This window comes from Methylobacterium nigriterrae (assembly GCF_037106235.1).
Lineage (GTDB): Bacteria > Pseudomonadota > Alphaproteobacteria > Rhizobiales > Beijerinckiaceae > Methylobacterium > Methylobacterium nigriterrae.
Genome location: NZ_JBAWTG010000090.1, coordinates 1 through 18,750, shown reverse-complemented (window position 1 = coordinate 18,750; position 18,750 = coordinate 1). Strand labels below are relative to the sequence as shown.

The 18,750-nt window shown below is 62.9% G+C and carries 30 protein-coding genes; 14 read left to right on the top strand and 16 right to left on the bottom strand.

The window, feature by feature from the left end; genetic code table 11:
• Positions 1 to 620 precede the first annotated feature (620 nt).
• The 4 genes from WDW90_RS27285 to WDW90_RS27270 form a co-directional block, all read right to left on the bottom strand.
• The gene (locus WDW90_RS27285) at positions 621 to 899 is read right to left on the bottom strand and encodes a hypothetical protein (RefSeq protein WP_336490656.1); all 279 of its coding nucleotides are present in this window, start codon (positions 897 to 899) and stop codon (positions 621 to 623) included.
• A 40-nt stretch (positions 900 to 939) separates the two neighbouring features.
• Entirely contained in the window at positions 940 to 1,344 is a 405-nt protein-coding gene (locus tag WDW90_RS27280) for a hypothetical protein (RefSeq protein ID WP_336490655.1), read from the bottom strand.
• Positions 1,345 to 1,482: 138 nt separating this feature from the next.
• Positions 1,483 to 1,683, bottom strand: coding sequence for a DUF2934 domain-containing protein (locus tag WDW90_RS27275; protein ID WP_336490654.1), 201 nt, complete (start codon positions 1,681 to 1,683; stop codon positions 1,483 to 1,485).
• A gap of 98 nt (positions 1,684 to 1,781) precedes the next feature.
• Positions 1,782 to 1,982 (bottom strand): hypothetical protein, encoded by a 201-nt coding sequence (locus tag WDW90_RS27270; RefSeq protein WP_336490653.1) that lies wholly within the window; start codon positions 1,980 to 1,982, stop codon positions 1,782 to 1,784.
• A gap of 191 nt (positions 1,983 to 2,173) precedes the next feature.
• Here WDW90_RS27270 and WDW90_RS27265 point away from each other — a divergent pair, with 191 nt between their 5' ends.
• Positions 2,174 to 2,986, top strand: a complete 813-nt coding sequence (locus tag WDW90_RS27265; protein WP_336490652.1) for an IS5 family transposase — start codon at positions 2,174 to 2,176, stop codon at positions 2,984 to 2,986.
• A gap of 65 nt (positions 2,987 to 3,051) precedes the next feature.
• On the opposite strand, the gene WDW90_RS27260 is transcribed toward WDW90_RS27265, so the two are convergent.
• The 3 genes from WDW90_RS27260 to WDW90_RS27250 all read right to left on the bottom strand — a co-directional run bounded on the left by WDW90_RS27260 (position 3,052) and on the right by WDW90_RS27250 (position 5,365).
• Positions 3,052 to 4,200, bottom strand: coding sequence for an MBL fold metallo-hydrolase (locus WDW90_RS27260; protein WP_336490651.1), 1,149 nt, complete (start codon positions 4,198 to 4,200; stop codon positions 3,052 to 3,054).
• Positions 4,201 to 4,559: 359 nt separating this feature from the next.
• Positions 4,560 to 4,850: a hypothetical protein gene (locus WDW90_RS27255; protein WP_336490650.1), complete on the bottom strand. Its 291-nt coding sequence runs from the start codon at positions 4,848 to 4,850 to the stop codon at positions 4,560 to 4,562.
• 293 nt (positions 4,851 to 5,143) lie between these two features.
• Positions 5,144 to 5,365, bottom strand: a complete 222-nt coding sequence (locus WDW90_RS27250; RefSeq protein WP_336490649.1) for a hypothetical protein — start codon at positions 5,363 to 5,365, stop codon at positions 5,144 to 5,146.
• Positions 5,366 to 5,904: 539 nt separating this feature from the next.
• Between WDW90_RS27250 and WDW90_RS27245 the strand changes: the two genes are divergently transcribed.
• The gene (locus WDW90_RS27245; protein ID WP_336490657.1) at positions 5,905 to 6,411 is read left to right on the top strand and encodes a Ros/MucR family transcriptional regulator; all 507 of its coding nucleotides are present in this window, start codon (positions 5,905 to 5,907) and stop codon (positions 6,409 to 6,411) included.
• 91 nt (positions 6,412 to 6,502) lie between these two features.
• Entirely contained in the window at positions 6,503 to 7,165 is a 663-nt protein-coding gene (locus tag WDW90_RS27240; protein ID WP_336490648.1) for a recombinase family protein, read from the top strand.
• A gap of 15 nt (positions 7,166 to 7,180) precedes the next feature.
• On the opposite strand, the gene WDW90_RS27235 is transcribed toward WDW90_RS27240, so the two are convergent.
• On the bottom strand, positions 7,181 to 7,528 hold the full coding sequence (locus tag WDW90_RS27235) for a hypothetical protein (RefSeq protein ID WP_336490647.1): 348 nt from the start codon (positions 7,526 to 7,528) through the stop codon (positions 7,181 to 7,183).
• Positions 7,529 to 7,734: 206 nt separating this feature from the next.
• Here WDW90_RS27235 and WDW90_RS27230 point away from each other — a divergent pair, with 206 nt between their 5' ends.
• The 3 genes from WDW90_RS27230 to WDW90_RS27220 all read left to right on the top strand — a co-directional run bounded on the left by WDW90_RS27230 (position 7,735) and on the right by WDW90_RS27220 (position 8,831).
• Positions 7,735 to 7,875, top strand: coding sequence for a hypothetical protein (locus WDW90_RS27230; protein ID WP_336490646.1), 141 nt, complete (start codon positions 7,735 to 7,737; stop codon positions 7,873 to 7,875).
• Positions 7,876 to 8,234: 359 nt separating this feature from the next.
• On the top strand, positions 8,235 to 8,405 hold the full coding sequence (locus WDW90_RS27225) for a type II toxin-antitoxin system HicA family toxin (protein ID WP_336490645.1): 171 nt from the start codon (positions 8,235 to 8,237) through the stop codon (positions 8,403 to 8,405).
• A gap of 21 nt (positions 8,406 to 8,426) precedes the next feature.
• On the top strand, positions 8,427 to 8,831 hold the full coding sequence (locus WDW90_RS27220) for a type II toxin-antitoxin system HicB family antitoxin (RefSeq protein WP_336490644.1): 405 nt from the start codon (positions 8,427 to 8,429) through the stop codon (positions 8,829 to 8,831).
• 465 nt (positions 8,832 to 9,296) lie between these two features.
• Here WDW90_RS27220 and WDW90_RS27215 read toward each other — a convergent pair whose 3' ends face one another.
• Positions 9,297 to 9,587 carry a hypothetical protein gene (locus tag WDW90_RS27215; RefSeq protein WP_336490643.1) on the bottom strand — a complete coding sequence of 97 codons (291 nt, stop codon included), beginning with the start codon at positions 9,585 to 9,587 and terminating at the stop codon, positions 9,297 to 9,299.
• Positions 9,584 to 10,264, bottom strand: coding sequence for a ParA family protein (locus tag WDW90_RS27210; protein WP_336490642.1), 681 nt, complete (start codon positions 10,262 to 10,264; stop codon positions 9,584 to 9,586). Before WDW90_RS27210 ends, WDW90_RS27215 begins: the two co-directional genes overlap by 4 nt.
• A gap of 535 nt (positions 10,265 to 10,799) precedes the next feature.
• Between WDW90_RS27210 and WDW90_RS27205 the strand changes: the two genes are divergently transcribed.
• The 5 genes from WDW90_RS27205 (at position 10,800) to WDW90_RS27185 (ending at position 12,920) form a co-directional block, all read left to right on the top strand.
• Entirely contained in the window at positions 10,800 to 11,048 is a 249-nt protein-coding gene (locus WDW90_RS27205; protein ID WP_336490641.1) for a hypothetical protein, read from the top strand.
• A 117-nt stretch (positions 11,049 to 11,165) separates the two neighbouring features.
• Positions 11,166 to 11,357 (top strand): hypothetical protein, encoded by a 192-nt coding sequence (locus WDW90_RS27200; protein ID WP_336490640.1) that lies wholly within the window; start codon positions 11,166 to 11,168, stop codon positions 11,355 to 11,357.
• Positions 11,358 to 11,415: 58 nt separating this feature from the next.
• Positions 11,416 to 11,658 carry a hypothetical protein gene (locus WDW90_RS27195; RefSeq protein WP_336490639.1) on the top strand — a complete coding sequence of 81 codons (243 nt, stop codon included), beginning with the start codon at positions 11,416 to 11,418 and terminating at the stop codon, positions 11,656 to 11,658.
• 200 nt (positions 11,659 to 11,858) lie between these two features.
• Complete coding sequence (locus WDW90_RS27190) at positions 11,859 to 12,458, top strand: site-specific integrase (protein ID WP_336490638.1); 600 nt, start codon at positions 11,859 to 11,861, stop codon at positions 12,456 to 12,458.
• 21 nt (positions 12,459 to 12,479) lie between these two features.
• Positions 12,480 to 12,920, top strand: coding sequence for a lysozyme inhibitor LprI family protein (locus WDW90_RS27185; protein ID WP_336490637.1), 441 nt, complete (start codon positions 12,480 to 12,482; stop codon positions 12,918 to 12,920).
• Positions 12,921 to 14,168: 1,248 nt separating this feature from the next.
• Here WDW90_RS27185 and WDW90_RS27180 read toward each other — a convergent pair.
• The 3 genes from WDW90_RS27180 to WDW90_RS27170 all read right to left on the bottom strand — a co-directional run bounded on the left by WDW90_RS27180 (position 14,169) and on the right by WDW90_RS27170 (position 15,608).
• Positions 14,169 to 14,387 (bottom strand): hypothetical protein, encoded by a 219-nt coding sequence (locus WDW90_RS27180; RefSeq protein ID WP_336490636.1) that lies wholly within the window; start codon positions 14,385 to 14,387, stop codon positions 14,169 to 14,171.
• A gap of 86 nt (positions 14,388 to 14,473) precedes the next feature.
• Positions 14,474 to 14,647, bottom strand: coding sequence for a hypothetical protein (locus WDW90_RS27175; RefSeq protein ID WP_336490635.1), 174 nt, complete (start codon positions 14,645 to 14,647; stop codon positions 14,474 to 14,476).
• A gap of 217 nt (positions 14,648 to 14,864) precedes the next feature.
• Positions 14,865 to 15,608 (bottom strand): Crp/Fnr family transcriptional regulator, encoded by a 744-nt coding sequence (locus WDW90_RS27170; RefSeq protein WP_336490634.1) that lies wholly within the window; start codon positions 15,606 to 15,608, stop codon positions 14,865 to 14,867.
• Between the two features lie 179 nt (positions 15,609 to 15,787).
• On the opposite strand from WDW90_RS27170, the gene WDW90_RS27165 reads away from it, so the two are divergent.
• Positions 15,788 to 16,207 (top strand): DUF6894 family protein, encoded by a 420-nt coding sequence (locus WDW90_RS27165; protein WP_336490633.1) that lies wholly within the window; start codon positions 15,788 to 15,790, stop codon positions 16,205 to 16,207.
• Positions 16,208 to 16,429: 222 nt separating this feature from the next.
• Here the strand turns inward: WDW90_RS27165 and WDW90_RS27160 are convergent, their stop codons facing one another.
• Positions 16,430 to 16,711, bottom strand: a complete 282-nt coding sequence (locus WDW90_RS27160) for a DUF6894 family protein (protein ID WP_336490632.1) — start codon at positions 16,709 to 16,711, stop codon at positions 16,430 to 16,432.
• 52 nt (positions 16,712 to 16,763) lie between these two features.
• On the opposite strand from WDW90_RS27160, the gene WDW90_RS27155 reads away from it, so the two are divergent.
• Entirely contained in the window at positions 16,764 to 17,057 is a 294-nt protein-coding gene (locus WDW90_RS27155) for a hypothetical protein (RefSeq protein ID WP_336490631.1), read from the top strand.
• 299 nt (positions 17,058 to 17,356) lie between these two features.
• On the opposite strand, the gene WDW90_RS27150 is transcribed toward WDW90_RS27155, so the two are convergent.
• Entirely contained in the window at positions 17,357 to 17,581 is a 225-nt protein-coding gene (locus WDW90_RS27150; protein WP_336490630.1) for a cyclic nucleotide-binding domain-containing protein, read from the bottom strand.
• Positions 17,578 to 17,730: a hypothetical protein gene (locus WDW90_RS27145; RefSeq protein ID WP_336490629.1), complete on the bottom strand. Its 153-nt coding sequence runs from the start codon at positions 17,728 to 17,730 to the stop codon at positions 17,578 to 17,580. The genes WDW90_RS27150 and WDW90_RS27145 overlap by 4 nt, the downstream gene beginning before the upstream one ends.
• A 470-nt stretch (positions 17,731 to 18,200) precedes the next feature.
• On the opposite strand from WDW90_RS27145, the gene WDW90_RS27140 reads away from it, so the two are divergent.
• Positions 18,201 to 18,443 carry a hypothetical protein gene (locus WDW90_RS27140; protein ID WP_336490628.1) on the top strand — a complete coding sequence of 81 codons (243 nt, stop codon included), beginning with the start codon at positions 18,201 to 18,203 and terminating at the stop codon, positions 18,441 to 18,443.
• The last annotated feature ends 307 nt before the right edge of the window (positions 18,444 to 18,750 follow it).

Here is an 18,750-nt window from a genome sequence, read left to right as displayed (position 1 = left end):
GAGTTGATGCCATCGAGAGCCCTGCCGCTTCATGGAGAGGGCAGGATCAGGGCGGCAAGGTTAATGAGGGATTACCTCTGCGCTGCCCCGCTGCCTGCTGGGGAGACGGCAGCGGGGCGTGTCGTAGATCTCACGACCGAGCCAATACGCAACGCGGCTCGCCAGCAGGATGCAAGGCGACGATTAAGGCGCCCTTGGAGCCGCCGGCCGAATGCAGTGTCATCGCGGGATCGGCGGCCTCAACGGGCAAGCGCCAAGCTCGAATGCCGTTTCCTTGCGCGAGGTTGATTCAGGACGGGCGCGGATGGCTTGGCCGCTCCAGTTATTCGTTTCGGCTGTCGGCCGCCCTGGGGCTTCTATGGGCGATTTTGGAGCCCCCCCGCTGGCGGGACATTCTGCCACTCGCGGAATGCATCAATGACGACCTGTGACGGGTTGTGACACCCTCTCCAATTCTGGCCCCCGTGCGGGCGTGCGCGTGCGGGCGCGTAGGTTGGAACCGGAAGACCCGTCACAACCCGTCATAGCCCGTCATGGCGTCCTGCCGTACCCTGATGCAATTCAGCAAAAAGCCCCACGCGAGGGGCTCGGCGGGGCTCTGGCTTGTGTTGCGGCGAGGGTCAGTCACCGCCATACCGATCGAGGCTCATCGGCTGTAGGCAGATACCCACGAAGCCCCTGAAGTTGGCCTCGCGGCGCTGCTCGAAGTGCTGCCTTTTCATTTTCTGGACGAAGCCGGCCTGCTTACCGGGATCTGCACCGCTGGAGCGGGCATAGGCTGACCAAGCCTCAAAGAGCGCGGTGGACCCGACCCGCTTGTAGCTGTTGCCGGGCTCAACGTCGCACTTCTCCGCGAGGAACAGCATGCGCGTTCCAATGAGGTCATAGACGCCGGCCAAGTTCACGTTCCAAATCGTAGGAACACCCGCTTGGACTGATCTACGAAACCGGCGTGCCGGGAGGGCGTGCGAAGAGCCCTGCAACCTGCTGGAGCTGCCGGCCACACCCGAAGGCATCCTTTGGCATCAGGCGAATGGTCAGCTCGGCTCCGCCGCGCAACTTCAGGCCGAGAACCGGCCAGCGCTGGTCGTCCGTGATGCCGACCCTCCAGCCGACAAGAGGAAGGTGGCAGGTCTCGATCCTGGCCCCGTTCGGCGGGCGCGGATTGTCAGGGCTACAGAGCACGCTGGTCGCCAGGAGTGCCTGCCCCAGAGCGGCAGCCTGGGCGGAGGAGATGTCGATGGGTATGTTCCTGTCTTTGATCCTCACGCGCAGCTGAGGCGTGCCGGTCTGGCTCATCTCAACCGTGAAGGCGACATCAGGTGCTACGGCTTCCTCACCCATCGGGTGCATTCCTCATCCGCCGTCAGGATGAAGAGCTTGCTCGCCTCCGAGTTCCTCCGGAGGCGCTGCCTCTTGGTTTCATAACACTCAGACCGCGAGTGGCACTGGAAGGCCGTGTCCCGTGAGGGCCGCCCGGCATCAGCATGGCGCATCAGGCGGAGACTGATCCTCGGCGGTCTCGTGCTCGCCCTCACGCCTGCGGTCGCGCTCGGCCTTGAGTTCGCGCTCGGCCAGAAGCCAGAACTCGATCTCGAAGCCCTTCGGCCGGTGATTGCGCTCCCAAATGTCGTAGGCGCGCTCCCGGATCTGCTCGAACGTGATCTCGTCCGATGGCACCATGAACGAAGCCCCTGCCGGGTCCGTCTACGGTGGACCGAGGATATGGCTACGCCCCTTAAAGGCGTGCCCATGCTGTCGCAAAGCTGCGGTCCGGCTTGTCAGGCGTTGTGAGCGGCCCTGCGCACGAATGTCTTCAGGCTCTCGCGTCTCCGCTGCGTGGAGGTGGTCAACTCGTGGATCAGGGCATCTGCCCGTGCGATTGAAGCCTGTGAACGCCGGATGGCGTCCTCTAGCTCGGCACGGGCTTGTTGGCTCTGAAGGATCAGCACCCAGCCGAGATCGCAGCCCCGCTCGTTCATGGCGCTTTCTCCGAAGCGATCTGACGCCGGAGGCTAGTCCACCCTTTCAGCCTAGCTCAAGGCTCGCGGACCGGAGGGGAGCGTACGGCCAGCGATCGGTACGTGATTGCTCAGAGCCCGGACCGAAATGGGTTGAGTGGCCGGGGGAAGCATGATTCCGAGGGAATGTCGAAGCCTTCTCAGGAACCGCGATGTGGACCCCGGCTACTCGGCGGCAGCATAGCCGCGACGACCTGCGTTACGAAACCGATTTGACCGAAGCCGAGTGGGCCGTGATCGAGCCCCTCATGCCGGCGCCCAACCTGCGTGGGCGACCATGGGCGTGGCCCCTCCGTGAGATCGTCAACGCCATCTTCTACGTGCTGCGGGGCGGGGTCGCGTGGCGGCTGCTCCCGAACGAGTTTCCGCCGCGAACGACCGTGTATCGCTGGTTTGCGCTGTGGCGCGACACCGGCGTGTTCCAGACCCTGAACCACCTGCTGGTCATAGCCGACCGGGAACGGGTCGGACGTGAGGCCTCACCCAGTGCCGCCGTGATCGACAGTCAGTCGGTCAAGACCCTCGAGAGCGGCGGTCCTCGGGGCTACGACGCTGGCAAGAAGGTAAAGGGGCGCAAGCGGCAGGTCATGGTGGACACGGATGGGCGCGCACTTATCCTGGAGCCCCAGCCCGCCAACGTTCAGGACAGGGACGGTGCACCTCTGCTGCTGCGCCTCTCCCGGCGTTCTTTCCCGTTCATCACGAAGGCGTTCGCCGACATGGGATATGCCGGAGACAAACCTGCCAACGCGACCTGCATCACCATCGAGATTGTCAAGAAGCCGCCTGATCAGGTTGGGTTTGCGGTTCACCCCCGTCGGTGGGTGGTCGAGAGGTTCTTCGCCTGGATCAGCCGCAACCGGCGGCTCTGGAGGGACCCGGAAGCGACCCTCGCCTCGGCTAAAGCCTTCCTCTATGCCGCCTCCGTCATGCTCCTCGTTCGACGACTGGCACGCCTCTCATGAGTTTCGCTCCGGACTCTCAGTGTGATCGCTCGCCCAACTTCCGGGCCGAACCAGAAGGGATCGGGTTACGCTTCAAAAACGAACTTTGTGCCGACAGCACTGTGGATGACCTTATTTGGAAGGACAGTTTTGGCTATATCGTAGAACTGCTCTCCAGAGCAGTGCGCCGGCATGATATAATCGATATCAAGCTGCTTAAAGGCATTAACCACTTCACGAATGTAAACCTCAGTCAACGGTGGAACTATATGGAAGCCGCCAATTACTGCGTGGATCTTCTGCACGCCAGATGCGGCTTGTGCTTGCTTGATCGTGTTTAGCACACCACGGTGGCTACACGAGGTCAGAATAACAAGTCCCTTCCCCCTGACGACATAATTTGTTGCAATCTCATGCTCGAAGTCATCCGGGACAAACTCGCCGGTGTTTTTCGCAGGAGAGACGTGATCTGGGAAGCAGCCGAAGCCGCCGGTTATGCCGACCTTCTCTTTCGTTGGTTGGAGAGGCTTCTCAAACGTGCTTTGCGCGATCTCCCCGGTCGTAAAGGCGTGGTCCGCCACGACTGATGGGCCCTCAGCCATCATCAACGAAAGATCGGCACTGAGAATAGTGTTGCGATCAAGTGCACCAAACTGACCCGAATTGGTCGTGCGAACGCAAAAGCAGTCCTCGCCGCCAACGAAGAAAGGAAGCTTTGGCCTCAGCTGACCCCTGTTCGCGGCAAGGAAGCCGACTAGACCACCGAAGTGATCGTAGTGGCCGTGGCTGAGCACCAACGCATCAATGCGCGAGGGATCGATCTTTATGATCTGCATGTTGTTGAGCAGCGTCTCCGGCGTGTAGCCGAAGTCAATCAGAACTCTGCGCACCTCGTCCCCGCGGCGGGACTCCGCATGCATGGACAGGCCCCACTCCGCTACGAGAGTCGCTCGCGGCGGCCTGTCCGGGGATAAATTGCTGCCCATGCGCTCTGCAGCCAGCCCGTCTCGTCGTTCGGTCGGCACGAACTGAAGTATGGTGTTGTCGGTGACCATCCTTACGGTCAACCGGTCGACTTCTGGAACAGCCCCGCCAAGCGCCTGAGCATGCGCAGCTTGCGAACCGCCGATCAATGTGCCTACTAGAGCTGAGACGAAACCCGCCCCGCCCGCGCAAAGTAATCTGCGCCGGGAGATCGACGAGCCAGAGCGGCAATTGCACGTGTTAAGCAGCATGGCGTGCGCTCCTAACCGTGTGCCTTGCCTCCAGCCGACATTCCCCAGGTAGACGGTCCGCTGAAGTACTATCGGGGGCAGAATAGCTCTGGATGGCACTTCCGAACAACCCCCGACAGACTGCTTCCTAGCTGGTTAGAGGGCGCGAGCGGTAGGTCATGGTGGACTCGGACAGGCGCACTCGCTTCAGCCGGGATTATTCTTTGCGCCGCCTCCGTGATGCTCCTCGTCCACCGACCGGCCGGCCCCTCATGTATTTCGGTCCGGACTCTCAGGCTTCAGGATCGTGTTCGATCCGGCACAGAGCGCTGGCTTCCCCAGTGGCAAGGCACGGCGAGTTGTCAGCACACTCTGCACCCCTAGCCGGACCTCGGCGCCGGGAGATCCCAACAGGCACGCAGATGGTCGCCCGGCACAAGTAAATTCGCCCACGAGCAGTCACAAGCAACGATCACGATCAGTCGATCATCGGCTTCTGTAAAATTTCTTAGGTAATTAAATACGTCCTGCTTTGATAGCGTCGTTTTGAGAAACCAGAGATCGCGGATGACCATAAAACAGCAGGGATCGATTTTCGTGAGTCGCTCCTCAAATCTCAGAAAACCCGGGTCTGAGTCGGCTGCCTCCAGCGAGACGAAATAATTAGCCATCTCGTTACTCTATCGTCAACGCTGCAGGTTGGCTGAAAAGTCAACAATTGTCGAGATCGGGTCTCATTGGGTACCAATGCGGGCCGACGGCCGATCTCATAACCGAGGCCTTAGGTGGAAAATCCGACGAATATCCGACGGAATGATTCCTCTACTCTTCGTGGTCCCGTCTACCTCTGGCGCGAAGGGCGTTATGCGAACTGAGAGGCGGCCTCGCCCGCTCGGCAGGTGGCGGAAACAGCCGAGAGCTGGCGGCACGAACGCATACGGCCGCGCCCGACGCCGGCCACAGCCTACTGCAAGATGGCGCCAGAGGGAGGCATGTGGCGCCGGAGGAGACTGTTCCTCAGGGTCTCGCGCGCCTTCTGCGTGATGAGATCGGCCTCATCAAAGGTGGCGAAGGCCTCAGTATCGATGATCGCCCCATCAGGGCCAAAGCAGACCGAGAGCCAAGGCAAGCCGGGCGCCGCAGGCGGGTAGACGACGAAGCAGTAGTCGTCGGAAGTCTCGAACATGCGGGCCCTCCTGGCGGGGCCTCCCCAGCTCTCAACGGAAGTCGCGGGCAGTTGTTCGGCCACCATGCTCTTGCGTGCGGTCCTGACGGGCGCCAGGGCTGCAGCCAGCGTCTCTAGCCCGGCATGACCTCGGGGGCGGCTCGCTCCTCCAGGAACGTTACACCTACCTCGCTCGCGTGACGCCATATCACGCGCGCTCTGTGGGGTCGGCCACTCTGACCGACCAACAAGTCGAAGTGGCTAGGTACGGTCACGCCAACGGCGAACTGGACCCAGGCCCCAAAGGCGGACAATTCACCCACGACGCACTCGACAGGTGCTGACGAGTTCCATGCGAAGGCTGCGCGGCCGGCAAGGTATGTGTGGGCACGTACGTGTCTGCGGCGCTCGTCCATGATGACCATGTTAAAGTACGCTTGTTAAAAAGCCCCTGCCTTGATTGCCGAAATTAGGGCTCAATTCTACAGCGAGCGCGGAACATAATGGGCAGCAGAGGCTTTCTCACTCCAATCTATACCTCTGATCATATGGAACTTGACATGGCAGGTGAAGAAGGCGCTCCCCAGAGCATTTCAGCACAGCAGGACAACCACATCGAGCTCGCCGCTGAGATCGTGTCGGCCTACATCTCGAACAACTCCGTTCCGATTTCCGAGCTGCCGGCGCTGATCGCCAGCGTCCATGCAACGTTAGCTGGAATGGCGAATGGGCCAGCTTCAATCGAGGCCGAGGCCGAGGCCGAGAAGGCGACGCCCGCGCAGATCCGCAAGTCGATCACGCCGAACGGGCTGATCAGCTTCATCGACGGCAAGCCCTATCAAATCCTCAAGCGCCATCTCACGTCCCATGGTCTTGATGCCTCCAGCTACCGCCAGCGCTACGGCCTGCCCGCTGACTACCCGATGGTGGCTGCCAGCTACGCCGCCCAACGCTCGGAACTCGCCAAGGCACTCGGCCTCGGACGGCTGCGTGGCACGGCACAGCGAAACGCCGAGCAGACCGTTCAGAAGACTCCGAAGACCCGTGGGCGCCCGAAGAAGTCCTGAGGCCGGAGCAGCACTTCGTTAACCGTATAGGCCCACACCCTGCCCCCGACATCCGGTTGAACGTTCGTTCGGACCAACGTCGGGGGCGCCAGTGGGCGGCAGCTTCGTCTCGTATCTCAGGGTCTCCACGGACCGGCAGGGTCGTTCCGGGCTCGGCCTAGAGGGGCAGCGCAAGGCCGTGGCGGACTACCTCGCCAGCGGCGGCAGCCTCGTGGCCGAACTGGTCGAGATCGAGAGCGGGGCGCGCGACACGCGCCCCCGCCTCGCGGAAGCCCTGGCGCTCTCCCGGCTGCATGGCGCCACCCTCGTCATCGCGAAGCTCGACCGCCTCTCGCGCGACGCGCACTTCCTGCTCGGCCTTCAGAAGGCCGGTGTCCGCTTCGTCGCCGCCGACATGCCCGAAGCCAACGAGCTCGTGGTCGGCATCATGGCGGTCGTCGCCCAGGCCGAGCGGAAGATGATCTCCGCCCGGACGAAGGCGGCGCTGGCCGCGGCGAAGGCGCGAGGCGTGCGGCTGGGCAAGCCCGAGAACCTACGGAACCAGGGTGCTGGCCAAGATCGAGGTCGGGCTCAGCAGGCTGACAGGGCAGCGAAGCGGGCCCAGGACCTCGCCCCTGTCATCACGGCTATCCGGGCAGCCGGCGCGACCTCTCAGGGCGGGATTGCCGCGGCGCTCAACACCCGTGGCATCCCAGCACCCCGGGGCGGCGCTTGGTCGGACGTGCAGGTGCGACGGGTTCTCATGCTGGTCTGAGCGAGTTGCCGACCATCAGCAGCCGACGCAGATGCCTGCATCCAACGAACGATCAAAGCCTGTGCGGCCTGTACGAACGCCGCCCGTATGACGCGGACCCGCCGGACCAAAGCCGCGCCCGCGCGGCAGGATGGCTGGAGCGGAGTAGTAGTCGCCCTGAGGCTGAAACAGGACGTTGCGCTGGCCCTGCATGTTCAGCGTGTTGAAGTTCGTCGTCTGCTGCTGCTGCAGGGCGCGCATCTCGCCTTGGAAAGCCAACGAGTTGTTGATGCTGTTGATGTTCGAGCTGGGGAAGCCCTGGCCCAAGGCAGGAACGCTGGCGGTGAGTAGGACGGCGGAGGTCCAAAGGACGGACGCACGCATGGCGGCCCTCATGGTTCGTGAAACCGGAGCTGCTGAGACGACGCCGCTTATGGCGACCGAGTTCCGGTGCGCGGCTGGTCCAAACGGCCGCGCCATTTGTGTGTGAAGGCGCAGGGCTGAAGACCAGCCGCGGCAGACGGTTGCCTCGTACATGCGGGGACCCGCAGCCGTGAGGTCGCTGAGATCGTTCTTGCCCCTTCGAGAAGATGCTGGAGAGGCTGAAGCAGCTCGATAAGAAGTCAAAAAGCGAAGCCCAGCACCTCAATCAGATCCGGGACATCGTGATCGCGGAGACCGCTATCAAGCTTGGCGCTACGCTCCCGACCCGGGCTGGCGGCCTCGCCTAAGTAGTCACTGAGTTCGGCGGTCAGGCGATGAACCCTGCCGCACTCTTATCCTGAAAACCTCGACTCCGCTGATGCTGATTTACGGCATCCCTGCTTCCCTGCATCGCGGAACGGTCATCCTGCCAGCCCGTTCAGGGCGCCCTTGCGCTGCTTAGATGATTGTGTATAGATACACACACGGTTCGTGAGTGTCCACCTTCGTGGTTCGGCTCTCCCGAAAGCGTCATCGTCATGTTTGCCTGCCCGGTCTCGCGACCTGGGGCGCATCGACGGTGCGCTCGTGGTCGAAGCGCATGTCGGGCCTCGGACCGAGGACTACTTTGTCTAAGCCGACCCGAACTCAGCGTACCCGTGATGTGATGGCCCAGCTTCGCGATGATGGATGGTCTGTCGTTCGCAAGGGGCCGGGTGATCACGTCCAGTTCAAGCATCCTACCAAGCCCGGCAAGGTGACCGTCGATGCGGGCGTGCGAGAAATCCCGTTGGGGACGCTGCACAGCATCTACCGGCAGGCCGGCTGGGACTGGTGAAAGAGGGCGACAGACCGCAACATGACCCGTGTGGTTATGCTCATCCATGAGGAAGGGGGCAGCTTCGGCGCCTCGTTTCCCGACTTCCCCGGCGCCACGACGGTCGCCGGAGATCTCGACACGCTCTACCGCAAGGCGGCGGAAATGCTGGCCTTCCATGTCAGTGGCATGGCCGAGGACGGCGACGACGTTCCGGCCATCCGCACGCTGGACGAACTGCGCCGCGATCCCGCTTTCCGTGAGGACAGCGAGGGCGCCATGGTCGGCCTCGTTGACGTGGATCTGCCCGGCAGAGCCGTGCGCGTGAACATCTCGCTTGAGGAGGGCCTACTCAAGCGGATCGACCGTGCGGCTGAAGCTGCGGGTGAGAGCCGTTCCGGCTTCCTCGCCCAGGCGGCGAAGGCACGCTTGCACACGGCGGCCTGATTGAAGCCGCCCTCGCCGCGCACTTCAGATTACCCTGCATGCAGGTGTGCCGGCATCCCTGCATCGCGCCTTTCAGCCTTCGCTGAGTGCCCCTAACCCGCGAAGGCGGAAAGCAGGCTCTGAGCTGCGGCCAGAGCGACAGAGACCGCCGTCCATAGAGCGGCCCGCTTGTTTAGGCGTGCGCCTTCGTCCAGCGCTGCTATCGATGCGAACGTCCAGCCGGCCGTGTTCTGCACTGGATCAACCGGGGCGCGCTCGTGCGATTGCCACGGCGGCGTGATCGGCACTGCGCTCGCCTGATACCAGAGCCACGCAGCGACCAAGCCTGCCAGACCCGAGAGAGCACCTAGGACGACGGCGGCCACTCCCCTCACCTCTCGGCCGGCGAGCTGATCGCACCGGCTACAGCCGCTCCGAGAGCGGTGACGAGCATGCCCAAAAAGGCTGCCGTGATCATGTTCTGCCTTAACCGATCTTGGCGACGAGCCTGCCAAAGCCTTCGCGGTACGACATGCGCTCGGCCTCACACCACTCTACGAAGCGGTTGATGTCGGCGATTGCAGCTCGGAGGTTGAGTTGATCGGTCGGTTCGTCGACCGCTATGCGGCGCTTGCGCCGGGCAGGCACCTCTCGGCTTTGAAACCCTAGCTTCTCTGCAACCTGATCGACCTCACGAGTGACTGGACTCGACGCAGGCGGAGCGCTCGGCTGGATCTCAGCCAGCTTGCCGAAACCGAAGGAAGGCTTGCTGTTCACGCCGCCGCCCTCACGTTCAGGTTGCTAATCAGCTCCACGATCTCGCCCGAGAGGCGCTCTGCGTTCTCAAGCGCCCCGGGAAGGCCATTCACCAGTGCAGGATCAAGCTCGGCCAACGTGCGCTGGTACGTAAACATCGACTTGTAGGCGGCGCGCTCATTCAGATGCGTGGTCAGCACCGGGATACCGGCGCTGCGCAGCTCGTCGATGATCATCTTCTCGTTGCGTGTCGGGATGGCTGGCGAGGTTCTCGTGAACAGTACGCGGAAGGTAATGGAGCGGCCGACCACCTGCTCCTCTTCCTGCACGAGGCTGACCGCCCTCGCCGCTTGAGCGGCGTCGACAGCCGATGCCTGCATGGGGATCAGCACCAAGTCGGAACGCATGATGGCGCGGGACACCATACGGCTTGCAGTGCCTTCCAAGTCCACGATCACGAATTGGCGCCCTGCCCTCTCCGCGTCGATCGTGGAGACGATCTGACTCTCGCTGATGTCAGCGAGCACCTTCATAGCGGTGATGCTCTCGCCACGTGACCAAGCGGCAATTGGGCGGTTAGGGTCGCAATCCAACAGTGTGACGCTGGCGTCGTGGGCGGCGAGCGTCGTGCCGAGCACAAGCGCCGTAGTCGATTTGCCAGCTCCACCCTTGGGGTTGGCGATCGATATGACCGGCATGCCGATGTTCTCCTGCCGAAGGGTACAGCCTGGCAGGGTAGGGAACGGGCGGTTAGCAAAGCGTTAATTCCATTGCCACGCCTATGGACCGCAAGGCGCTCGGCTGAGTCTGTCTCCTATTATATGCCCCGCACCGCTCGACGATTAGCGCCTCTGATAGCGTTGCCACTCATGCGATATGCGATGATAGCTAGCGCTAGCTTCTGCAGAGGATGCTAAGCGCTGCTACAGCAGTGGATGTATGACTATGATCCCGAAGAGAGAGCTGTATGCCAGCCCGAATGGTGATCGCTGGTCACTCTGTCGAGACACGACAACGGGGCGTCCATTCGTTCTGCATGAGCCCAATCAGCCCTCGGGAGGGCTGCCCGTTGAGATTGAGCTAGGCTCCTTCCTGGTCGTCGACAGTGGCGCTCCGGAGCACCAGGAGTTGCTACGGCTAATCGGCACCTTGGTCGGAAGCAGCGCCCGATCAGCCAGCGGTTGAAGACCGCCCTCCAGAGCCGGGGCATTGGGTGCCGGCCGGTGAAGCAGGGTGACCAATCAGCTCGACAATGGTCCCTTCGCTCTGCAAGCGGAATGGCTGGAGGCAGCCGCTGTTGCCGCACGCAATCTTGGCATCGGCGAGACCCTGCATGACCTCACGCCGGAGCACCGGCAACTCGTGCTAGCGAACGTCGAGGCGAAGATGCGCATGCGTGGCGTCGAGCCACTTGCGGGCTGGCAGAAGCGGTGTTCTCGAAAGTTTCGAGTAGAGCGAATCGCAAGGTGCGTGAAGAATTGAAGCCGGAGCTATGTTCGGGATAACGGGCGAGCAATCCACCTGCGACATGCGCGGCGATTGGGCGACGAGCGCCGTGGTGCGATGATCGCGGCAGCTTCCCGAACCGGGACGTCTCACATGGATACCAGCGCGCGTCTCCTGATCTGGATCGGGGCTCTCGCTGGCCTCGTCGGCTTCGCGGTCTTCAACTTTGCCGGGCTGACCGACAACGTGCTTCCCGTGAACAGGGCGCTGCTTGCGCTCGTCAGCAGCCTCATGGTGACCTGGCTGCTCGTTTCCGTGATCCAGACCTGGGGAGATCGGCCGTGACATCCGTTCGGAAGCACGATCTGTCGCCCTGCCTATACGACCCCCAATAAGCGTCCCCATGTCTGATCCATCGCGTCAGCTACCTGCCAACGAGCAGTTCAACCTGCCGGAGGAATGGCTGCGGACAGCCGAACTTGCTGCGCTAAACCTCGGCATGGGCGAGACCCTGCACGGTCTCTCACCGGAGCATTGGCAACTGGTTCTGGTGAACGTCGAGGCCAGGATGCGGATGCGCGGCATCGAGACGCCGAAGGGCTGGCAAAAGGCCCTCGCGCAACTGGTGGGACGCTCTGATGGCTGATCTCTCACCTCTTCCGCCTCAGGTTCTACAAGCCGCTCGCGACATCGCAGATAGTTGGTGGCGCGGCGTGCCGCTTGCTCAGCTCTCGGCCGAACAGTGGCAGCTCCTGCTAAATGCCGTGGAAGCACGCATGCGCGTGCATGGCGTTTTGTTGCCAGACCGCTGGTGGGATGCGATGGCTCAGGACGTTGGGCGCTCCCATGCATAGCGGCTCGGCTCAAGCCCTTCTTCCGGCCGAGGCATTTCGGCCATCGGATACCCTGCCCGCCGAGGCGGCTGCTCTCGTCCAAGCCTACCAGCGCGCATCGAAGGCGGACGCGACCGTGCGAGCCTACCGAGGTGATGCCGCGCTGTTCGAGGCGTGGTGTGCGCGGCACGGTTTCCGATCCATGCCGGCGAGCCCTGAGGCTGTCGCAGGCTTCCTCGTCCGTGAAGCCAAAGCGGGTAGGGCAGCCTCGACCATTGGCCGTCGCCTCGCCGCGATCCGGTATGCCCACAAGCTGGCAAGCCTGCCTGACCCCACTGCCGACGAGGGCGTTCACGCTGCCGTGAAGGGCATCCGGCGACGGATCGGGACGGCGCCGAACCAGAAGGCTGCCGCCACAGCGGACGTGCTCGCAGCTATGATCATGCGCACGCCCGACACCCTAACGGGCAAGCGGGATCGTGCCTTGCTGGCTCTTGGCTTCGCGGGCGCGTTCCGCCGCTCCGAGCTGGTCGCACTCAATGTCGAGGATCTGCGGGAGGACAAGGACGGCCTCCGCATCCTGGTGCGTCGGTCCACCGTAAACAGCCTCTAGAGCGAGCGGCTTGAGGTTTCGATGCGCAACATCATCCAGATGGCCACCTTGGCAGCAAGCACCTGGCTGGCTCTCGGCGCAAGCGCGGTGCAGGCACGTGGATCAGCAGCACTCAAGCCAGAGCAGAGCGCCTACGCGAGAGCGGCGGTCGCCTGTGCGGAGAAGGTGCGAACCACCGCTGACACGAGAGCGTGCTGGATCAGCCAGATCGATAAGGCTCAGAAGGAGCTGGACCGAGAGTACCAGCAGTTTCTCAAGGCGATCCCGTCGGACAAGCAGAAGGATGTCGGGTCAGCCCAGGAGGCGTGGCGAAGGTACACCACATCTCAGTGCGACCTCTACATGAGCGTCTTTGAGGGCACGATGTGGCATCCGGTATCCGACCAGTGCGTCCTGAGGAAGGTTGAGGAGCGCACGAGGGAGCTGGCCGAGGTGCGGCGCGAGTATGAGGCGGGGCCTTGACCGCGGCAGCCGGTCATCTCAGGCCTGGAAACAGATTTGGAAGCTTACGCGGACGGCAGCTTCAAAATTTTCTTGAGAGCCCCCTTGCCGCTCGCTTGTACAAGCCGTTGATTATGCTTGTCTCTGGATCGACTACTTGGACTTGGCGCGCTTGGATGCGCGTAAGCTTGTGAAATCTTTGCTTCCTGGCTGGCTTGTCACGGCCACTACGGTTTTGCAGGCGAGGGAGACCGTTTTAACGGACCACCCCTCTGCCTGATGGAAGGCCTTCCTCCGCACGCGCGTACAGACGGGGGCTGCTGCTGGGACGATCACCACCTGCTTGGCCTTAGGCGGGGCCTTGGCCGGACGTGCAAGCACGGGCCCTGGCGCGGCGATGAGCGCAAGAAAGACGAGGAGGCGGAACATGGGGAAGACCTCGGTCTCGGACCCATCAAACCAACGCAGCGACCTGAGCCGTTGTTGCGGCTAGCACTAAACTCGAGCGTGAAATTGGGGCGTCTCAGAGCAGGTGGCGTGATCATGAGCGACACCTTCATGGCATGTCGCGATCGGTGCCCCGCTTCATAAAGGGTCCTACGCGAACTATTCGCGGGCTCGCGCGTACATTGCCCGGCCGAGGCTTTCGTACAAACTCAGACGGTTCGTGCCTCTGCCGCGCGGCTCCCACGTCTTCTCCATCGTCGTCCATGGCGGGTGATTAATTCGTCTCTCCTTTGCGCGCGTTCAGCAGCGTCGTTAGCGTAAGGCTGCAGCTGTGAATAAGAGCCCACTCAAACAGTCACGCATCCCACGCGGGGTCGGTGCCGCCCCAGAAGGACTACCGTGGAGCGACAGGCGCCGGCCGCGTCCCGAGAGTTTCAACCAGGGCCGCCGGCTCTCGGCTGTTTTCCACCACCTTCTGAGTGGGCGAGACTGCTCGATGACCAAGAGCGATCTGCAGGAGCTACCGTGCCGGATAGCGGGGGTTCCTACGCGGGGAAGGTGCCGGCCGCGCCTGATGCTCGCCAAGCCGCCGGCTCTCGGCTGTTCCCGCCACCTGCCGAGTGGGCAGGCCGCCTGTCTGCTAGGTGGCCTGCTGTGACGGTAGCATCGATGAGGTGACGTGTGCCGACTAGCCCCGGAGCTGCCGCGCGTTCGGCATGATGCCAACGAAGGGCCCGCGGCCTGACGCCATGTCGCGGCCTGCGCGGATTGGGCGTTATGGAAGCTGCTGCTTCGGCTCTCGTCGGGCTGGATCGCACTGGCTCAGACGAACCGCACGTCATCGCATTTGAGCTTCAGCCGGCGCGCCGTATCCCGCGACAAGCCGCCCACGAGATAGGCCCTCGTGCCCAGAACCGACATCGAGCGGACCGCCTCTAGCGCTTCGTCTGCGGTCGCCTTCATGACCGCGTAGGTTCTGCGCTCCTCGTGGCGCTGAATGACGGTGATCAGGAAGGTCTTGCAACGAGCGGCTTTGGGCATGAACCCTCATGCCATCATCGGCGGCTCGAAAAATAGCGCCATAGCTGCCGCTCGGCCTCCGCGATATGCGCCTCCCCGACAGGCGATCAATGTTCCATTCCGCCGTCTTGGAGATGGCGCTGACGCTCACGCAGGTGGTCGAGCAGTTCGTCGAGGATGACGAGCTTCGTCTTTGGGTCCTCCGCGTTGTTCCCCCGGCTCAGCAGGTAAGTGATGGTGGCAAGCTGCACGCGGCACTCGCGCTCGGTCTCCGCGATCATGAGAGCCAAGCGCTCCAACCTGTCTTGAACGGACGCCATCATGGGTCTGAAACGCTATCGACCCGCTCAACGATGCAAGCGCCGGGCATAGCGGCGACCTACCCGCCTTTGCCCGCGTTCCAATAGGGCTTGCTTCAGCGGAACTTAGCAGGCGCCCTTCGGCTGCAGCGTGGTTCGCCGACTGGGCATTATGGAACCGATGCAGGGGCGGGACCGCTCACCCCTGGTCTGCGTCGAAGTAGCGACCCTCGCGGTCAAGGTGCAGGTAGTTCGTGTTGAACAGCGACACCGCCTGGAGCGCGGCGAGATCCGGGATCGTGAGGCGGCGGTCCTTCAGCACGATCAGCCCCGAGCAACGCAATTCCTGCAGCACGGGATTGACATGCACGTTCGACAGGCCTGTCGCGTCGGCCAGATCCACCTGCGTCATCGGCAAGCTGCAGCTGTTGTGCTCAACCAGCCCGACCGCGCACAGCCGGATGAACAGCTCGCACAGCAGATGCCCAATCCGCTCCAACCCCGTGCGCTGGCCGAGATTGACCGTCCACTCCCGCACGATCGCGACGCCGACCACAGCCTCCCACCAGAAGGCCCGGGCAATCCGCGGGTGCTTGTCGGTGAGGCGCAAGAGCGCGTCCTGATGGATCTCGGCCAGCCTGACCCGCGTGAGGGTGCCGATGGAGTGATCCATCTCGCGCAGCGCGAAGGCTTGGATGTCGAAGAGATCGCCGGCTACGAAGAACGCGATGATCTGCCGCCGCCCGTCCTCCAGCTGCTTGTAGCGGCAGGCCCAGCCCTCCAGGATCAGGTTGAGGTGCTCGGGAGGATCGCCCTCGCTGATGATGTCTTGGTGAGGCCCGACCAGATGCTCCCTTCGGCCCGCAGCAGCCTCGAGGGCCCGCTTATCGTCGGCTGAGAGGCGAGTGAAGTGCTCCAGCTTGCGGATGAGGTGCTGGGGCATGGCCGCCTCCGCGAGGTGCCCCCGCGCAGTAGACGTTTCACCACGCCCAAGGTTCACTTAATTGAATGCCCGCTTCAGTGAGGAATGGCAGAAGGCGGCTCTGCCCCACGCGATGCAAGAGCACCAGTTGCTGTTGCGTTATCGTGGGGAGAAGGAGGAGAATAGGGTCGGACGACGGTATGCCTTGTTACTACTTCCACCTTCGAACTGCGGCCGGCCTGCAGCGGGATGAGGAGGGGCTGGCGTTTCCCAGCCTTGAGGCTGCCTATCTTGATGTCTGTCGGGCGGTCACGACGATGGGTGCCGAGCTCGTGCAACGCGGGCAGAACCCGACGCGCCATGTGTTCGAGATCACGGATGCAGCGGGCCGGCTCCTGATGAAAGTGCCGTTTTCGGAGATGCTCAGCAAGGGCGAGCGGCCGCAGCGGCCTGTGTCACCCGCGCTGGCGCTGAGGGCGCAAGCGGAGAAGGCACGAACCCGGCACCTGATTGCCCGCGTCCAGGAAGAGCGAGAGGCTCTGCACGCCACCCTGTCGCAGACGCAGAAGCTTCTGGTTCGATTGCGTAAAGTCGCTCGCCAGGACGTTGGTCGGACATAGGGCAAGACTTTCAGAAGGCTGTCCAGCGTTCCAACAGGGCTTGCCCTCCCAGACCTTCGCCAAGGCACGGTGCCGTTCGCCGACTGGGCGTTATCGGACGCGCCGTCTGGTCCGCGCTCGGATGCTCGCCGTTTCCTCGCGCGCTTGCACGAGGTTGGCCCGCAGCTTCGCCGTCTCATGCCGGATCGACAGTTTCAGCAGATCGAGCCGGTTGAACAGCGCCTACGTCTCCCGCGAGATGGCCGGCGGTACGCGCCGGGCCGGCTTCTGCACTCGGCTAACCCGCTCCAGGAACGGTATCTCCATGAGGAGGAGATCGTGCCGGTCGCAGATCTCGAAGCTGCAGGCGCTCGGATCGTGCCCTTGCTCGATCAGCTCGGCCGCTAGCTTCGGAATGCTCGCGCAGGCGTCGAGATAGGCCGCCTCCAGGTTCGGACAGAGCAGGCCAGCCTCATCGCGCTCCAGACCGTGCGCGGTGCGAAGATGGAAGTGGTAGAGGGTCATCAGAGCTCACGCTCTCTCAAGCATCCGCCCCGAGGCTGCGCAGGAGCGAGAGATGGGCCCGCGCCAGCACGAGCGTGCGTTCGATTTCCGCCAGTATCCGATGGGCCTGCACCTGTTCCTCGCCGCTCAGCTCAGCCATGAGACCGAGCTGCCGCGCCCGACGCTGCTCGGCCTCGGCCACGGACTGGGTTGCAGTGTCGAGGGGAGTCTCAACCCTGAAGACCGTCATGACGGCTTTCGCCGAGCGGAGAGGGTGGTCAGCTCCGTACGGCCCAATCTCGCGCAAGCTACCACCACGAAGGCATGGGCCGCATCCAGTAAGGCTGCGGTCTCCTCCTTCAGCTGACAGCTGGTGGCGATGGCCGCATTCGCACGGGCGCAAAGATCCGCGACGGAGGGAGTGTCATCGGCCATAGCGATGCTCCAGCTTGTAGGCGGGAGCACGCTTGGTCTCTCAGCCGCTGGCGCCCAGGATCGTGGCCAGCGATTGTCGACTCTCGCACAATTCGGCAGCGCCTCGCATTAACGTGAGCTGGTGTTTATTGAGAAGTCTGTCCGCACCGCCGCCGGGTAACCGTCCGCGAAGCCGTGCTGTCACTCAGCGTCGGTGCCGCCCGTCCTGACACGAACGGCTATAGCGCAGGCTCATCCAGCAGCTTGCTTCTCCAGATGCAGGTACATCGGGTCGAACTCCGAGACGTGGATCAGTTCATCCCACGCCTCGATGACCAGAGTGTTGCTCCGCAGTGTGATCAAGCCGTTGCCGCGCATCGTCTGCAGCACGCGGTTGACGTGTACGTTCGACAGCCCCAGTGCGTCCTCAACACGGTGACCGCTAACGCCTGAGACGAAGGCGCCTTCTGGCGTCAACCGAGCACGTCTAAGATGATCTTGCGCAGCTCTTCGCGGGTGAGACCGCAGGGCTGCGGCTTCCAGTCTGGATTGGGCGGCGTTGGTGTCATGCTCGTCAGGGGGAGGGATGGCGGTGTCGTGGGCTTCAGTTCAGTGATGATGGGCATGTGGATCCATAAGCCGCTGTGGCAGAAGCCGTGACGCGGCGCCTGTGTTCAGCGTCGTGATGCCTCAAGGCAAGCGACGGGCGTGCTGCCGTTGCGGCAGCAATCAAACTTCGATGAATGCGGGGAGCCGGACTCGGCGCTCGATCAGGAGCAGGAGGGCGGGCCGAATAATCTAATCCGATGAGCCTGCATAAATGGAGAACGTGGCATTTTCAAGAAAAATGGCGCTCGCCGTGAGGTGAATAAAACAGCTCTGAGTTGCGGGCGAAAATGACGCATTGTCCCGACGGGATCAATCAGCCGGCTGTTAACCAAAATTTAAGTCAAGCGCGTCCGAGAGCGGATCGTTGAAAGGCACCATGCGCTCCCTTCATCGAGAAAGGCAGCTCCAGGTGCCAAAAACTACGCTTGGTCGCCGAGACGAGGCAGCCGGACTGGGATAGGCTTCTTCGGCCCCACGGAATTTAGCCATGGACGTTGTTCTTAGCCCCACCGCCTCAGCGAGCAGCGAGTGGAGCCTCCAAGACCGCCTTGGCCGCTCCCTCGGCAAAGTCGAGCGGTCGGCCAAGTCCGGCACCTTCGAGATCCTTCCTGAGGAAGGTAGCAAGCTGGAGGGCGTTGCACGCCTCCACCCGACACTCGATGCGACTATGACCGCGATCGAGCGGCAAATGGGTGGTGTCTGTCAGCTTGACAGTCGGGACTGGGACTGATGGGCCCAGCCACAGCGCACGTGAGTCAACTCGTCTTGACTGAGGAGCAGTTCGCGGCAGCGAACGAGGCCTGGGCACGAGAAGTTCGTGGGCTGTATGGCGGCAATCCCTACTCTCACCGCGACAGGCCGAGCGGCCGTGGCGAGCCTGGCACGCCGTTGCGAGTGGTCTTCGAGGCTCGTGCACAAGCCTTTCAGCGGTGGTGTTCTGAACCGCTCCAGGTTTCCCGGAGGCTGATTGGCTTGGATCAGGCGGCCAAGGCTTGCACCTCGGCTTGGGTATAGTAGCGCGCTTCCGCCTCGGCGGG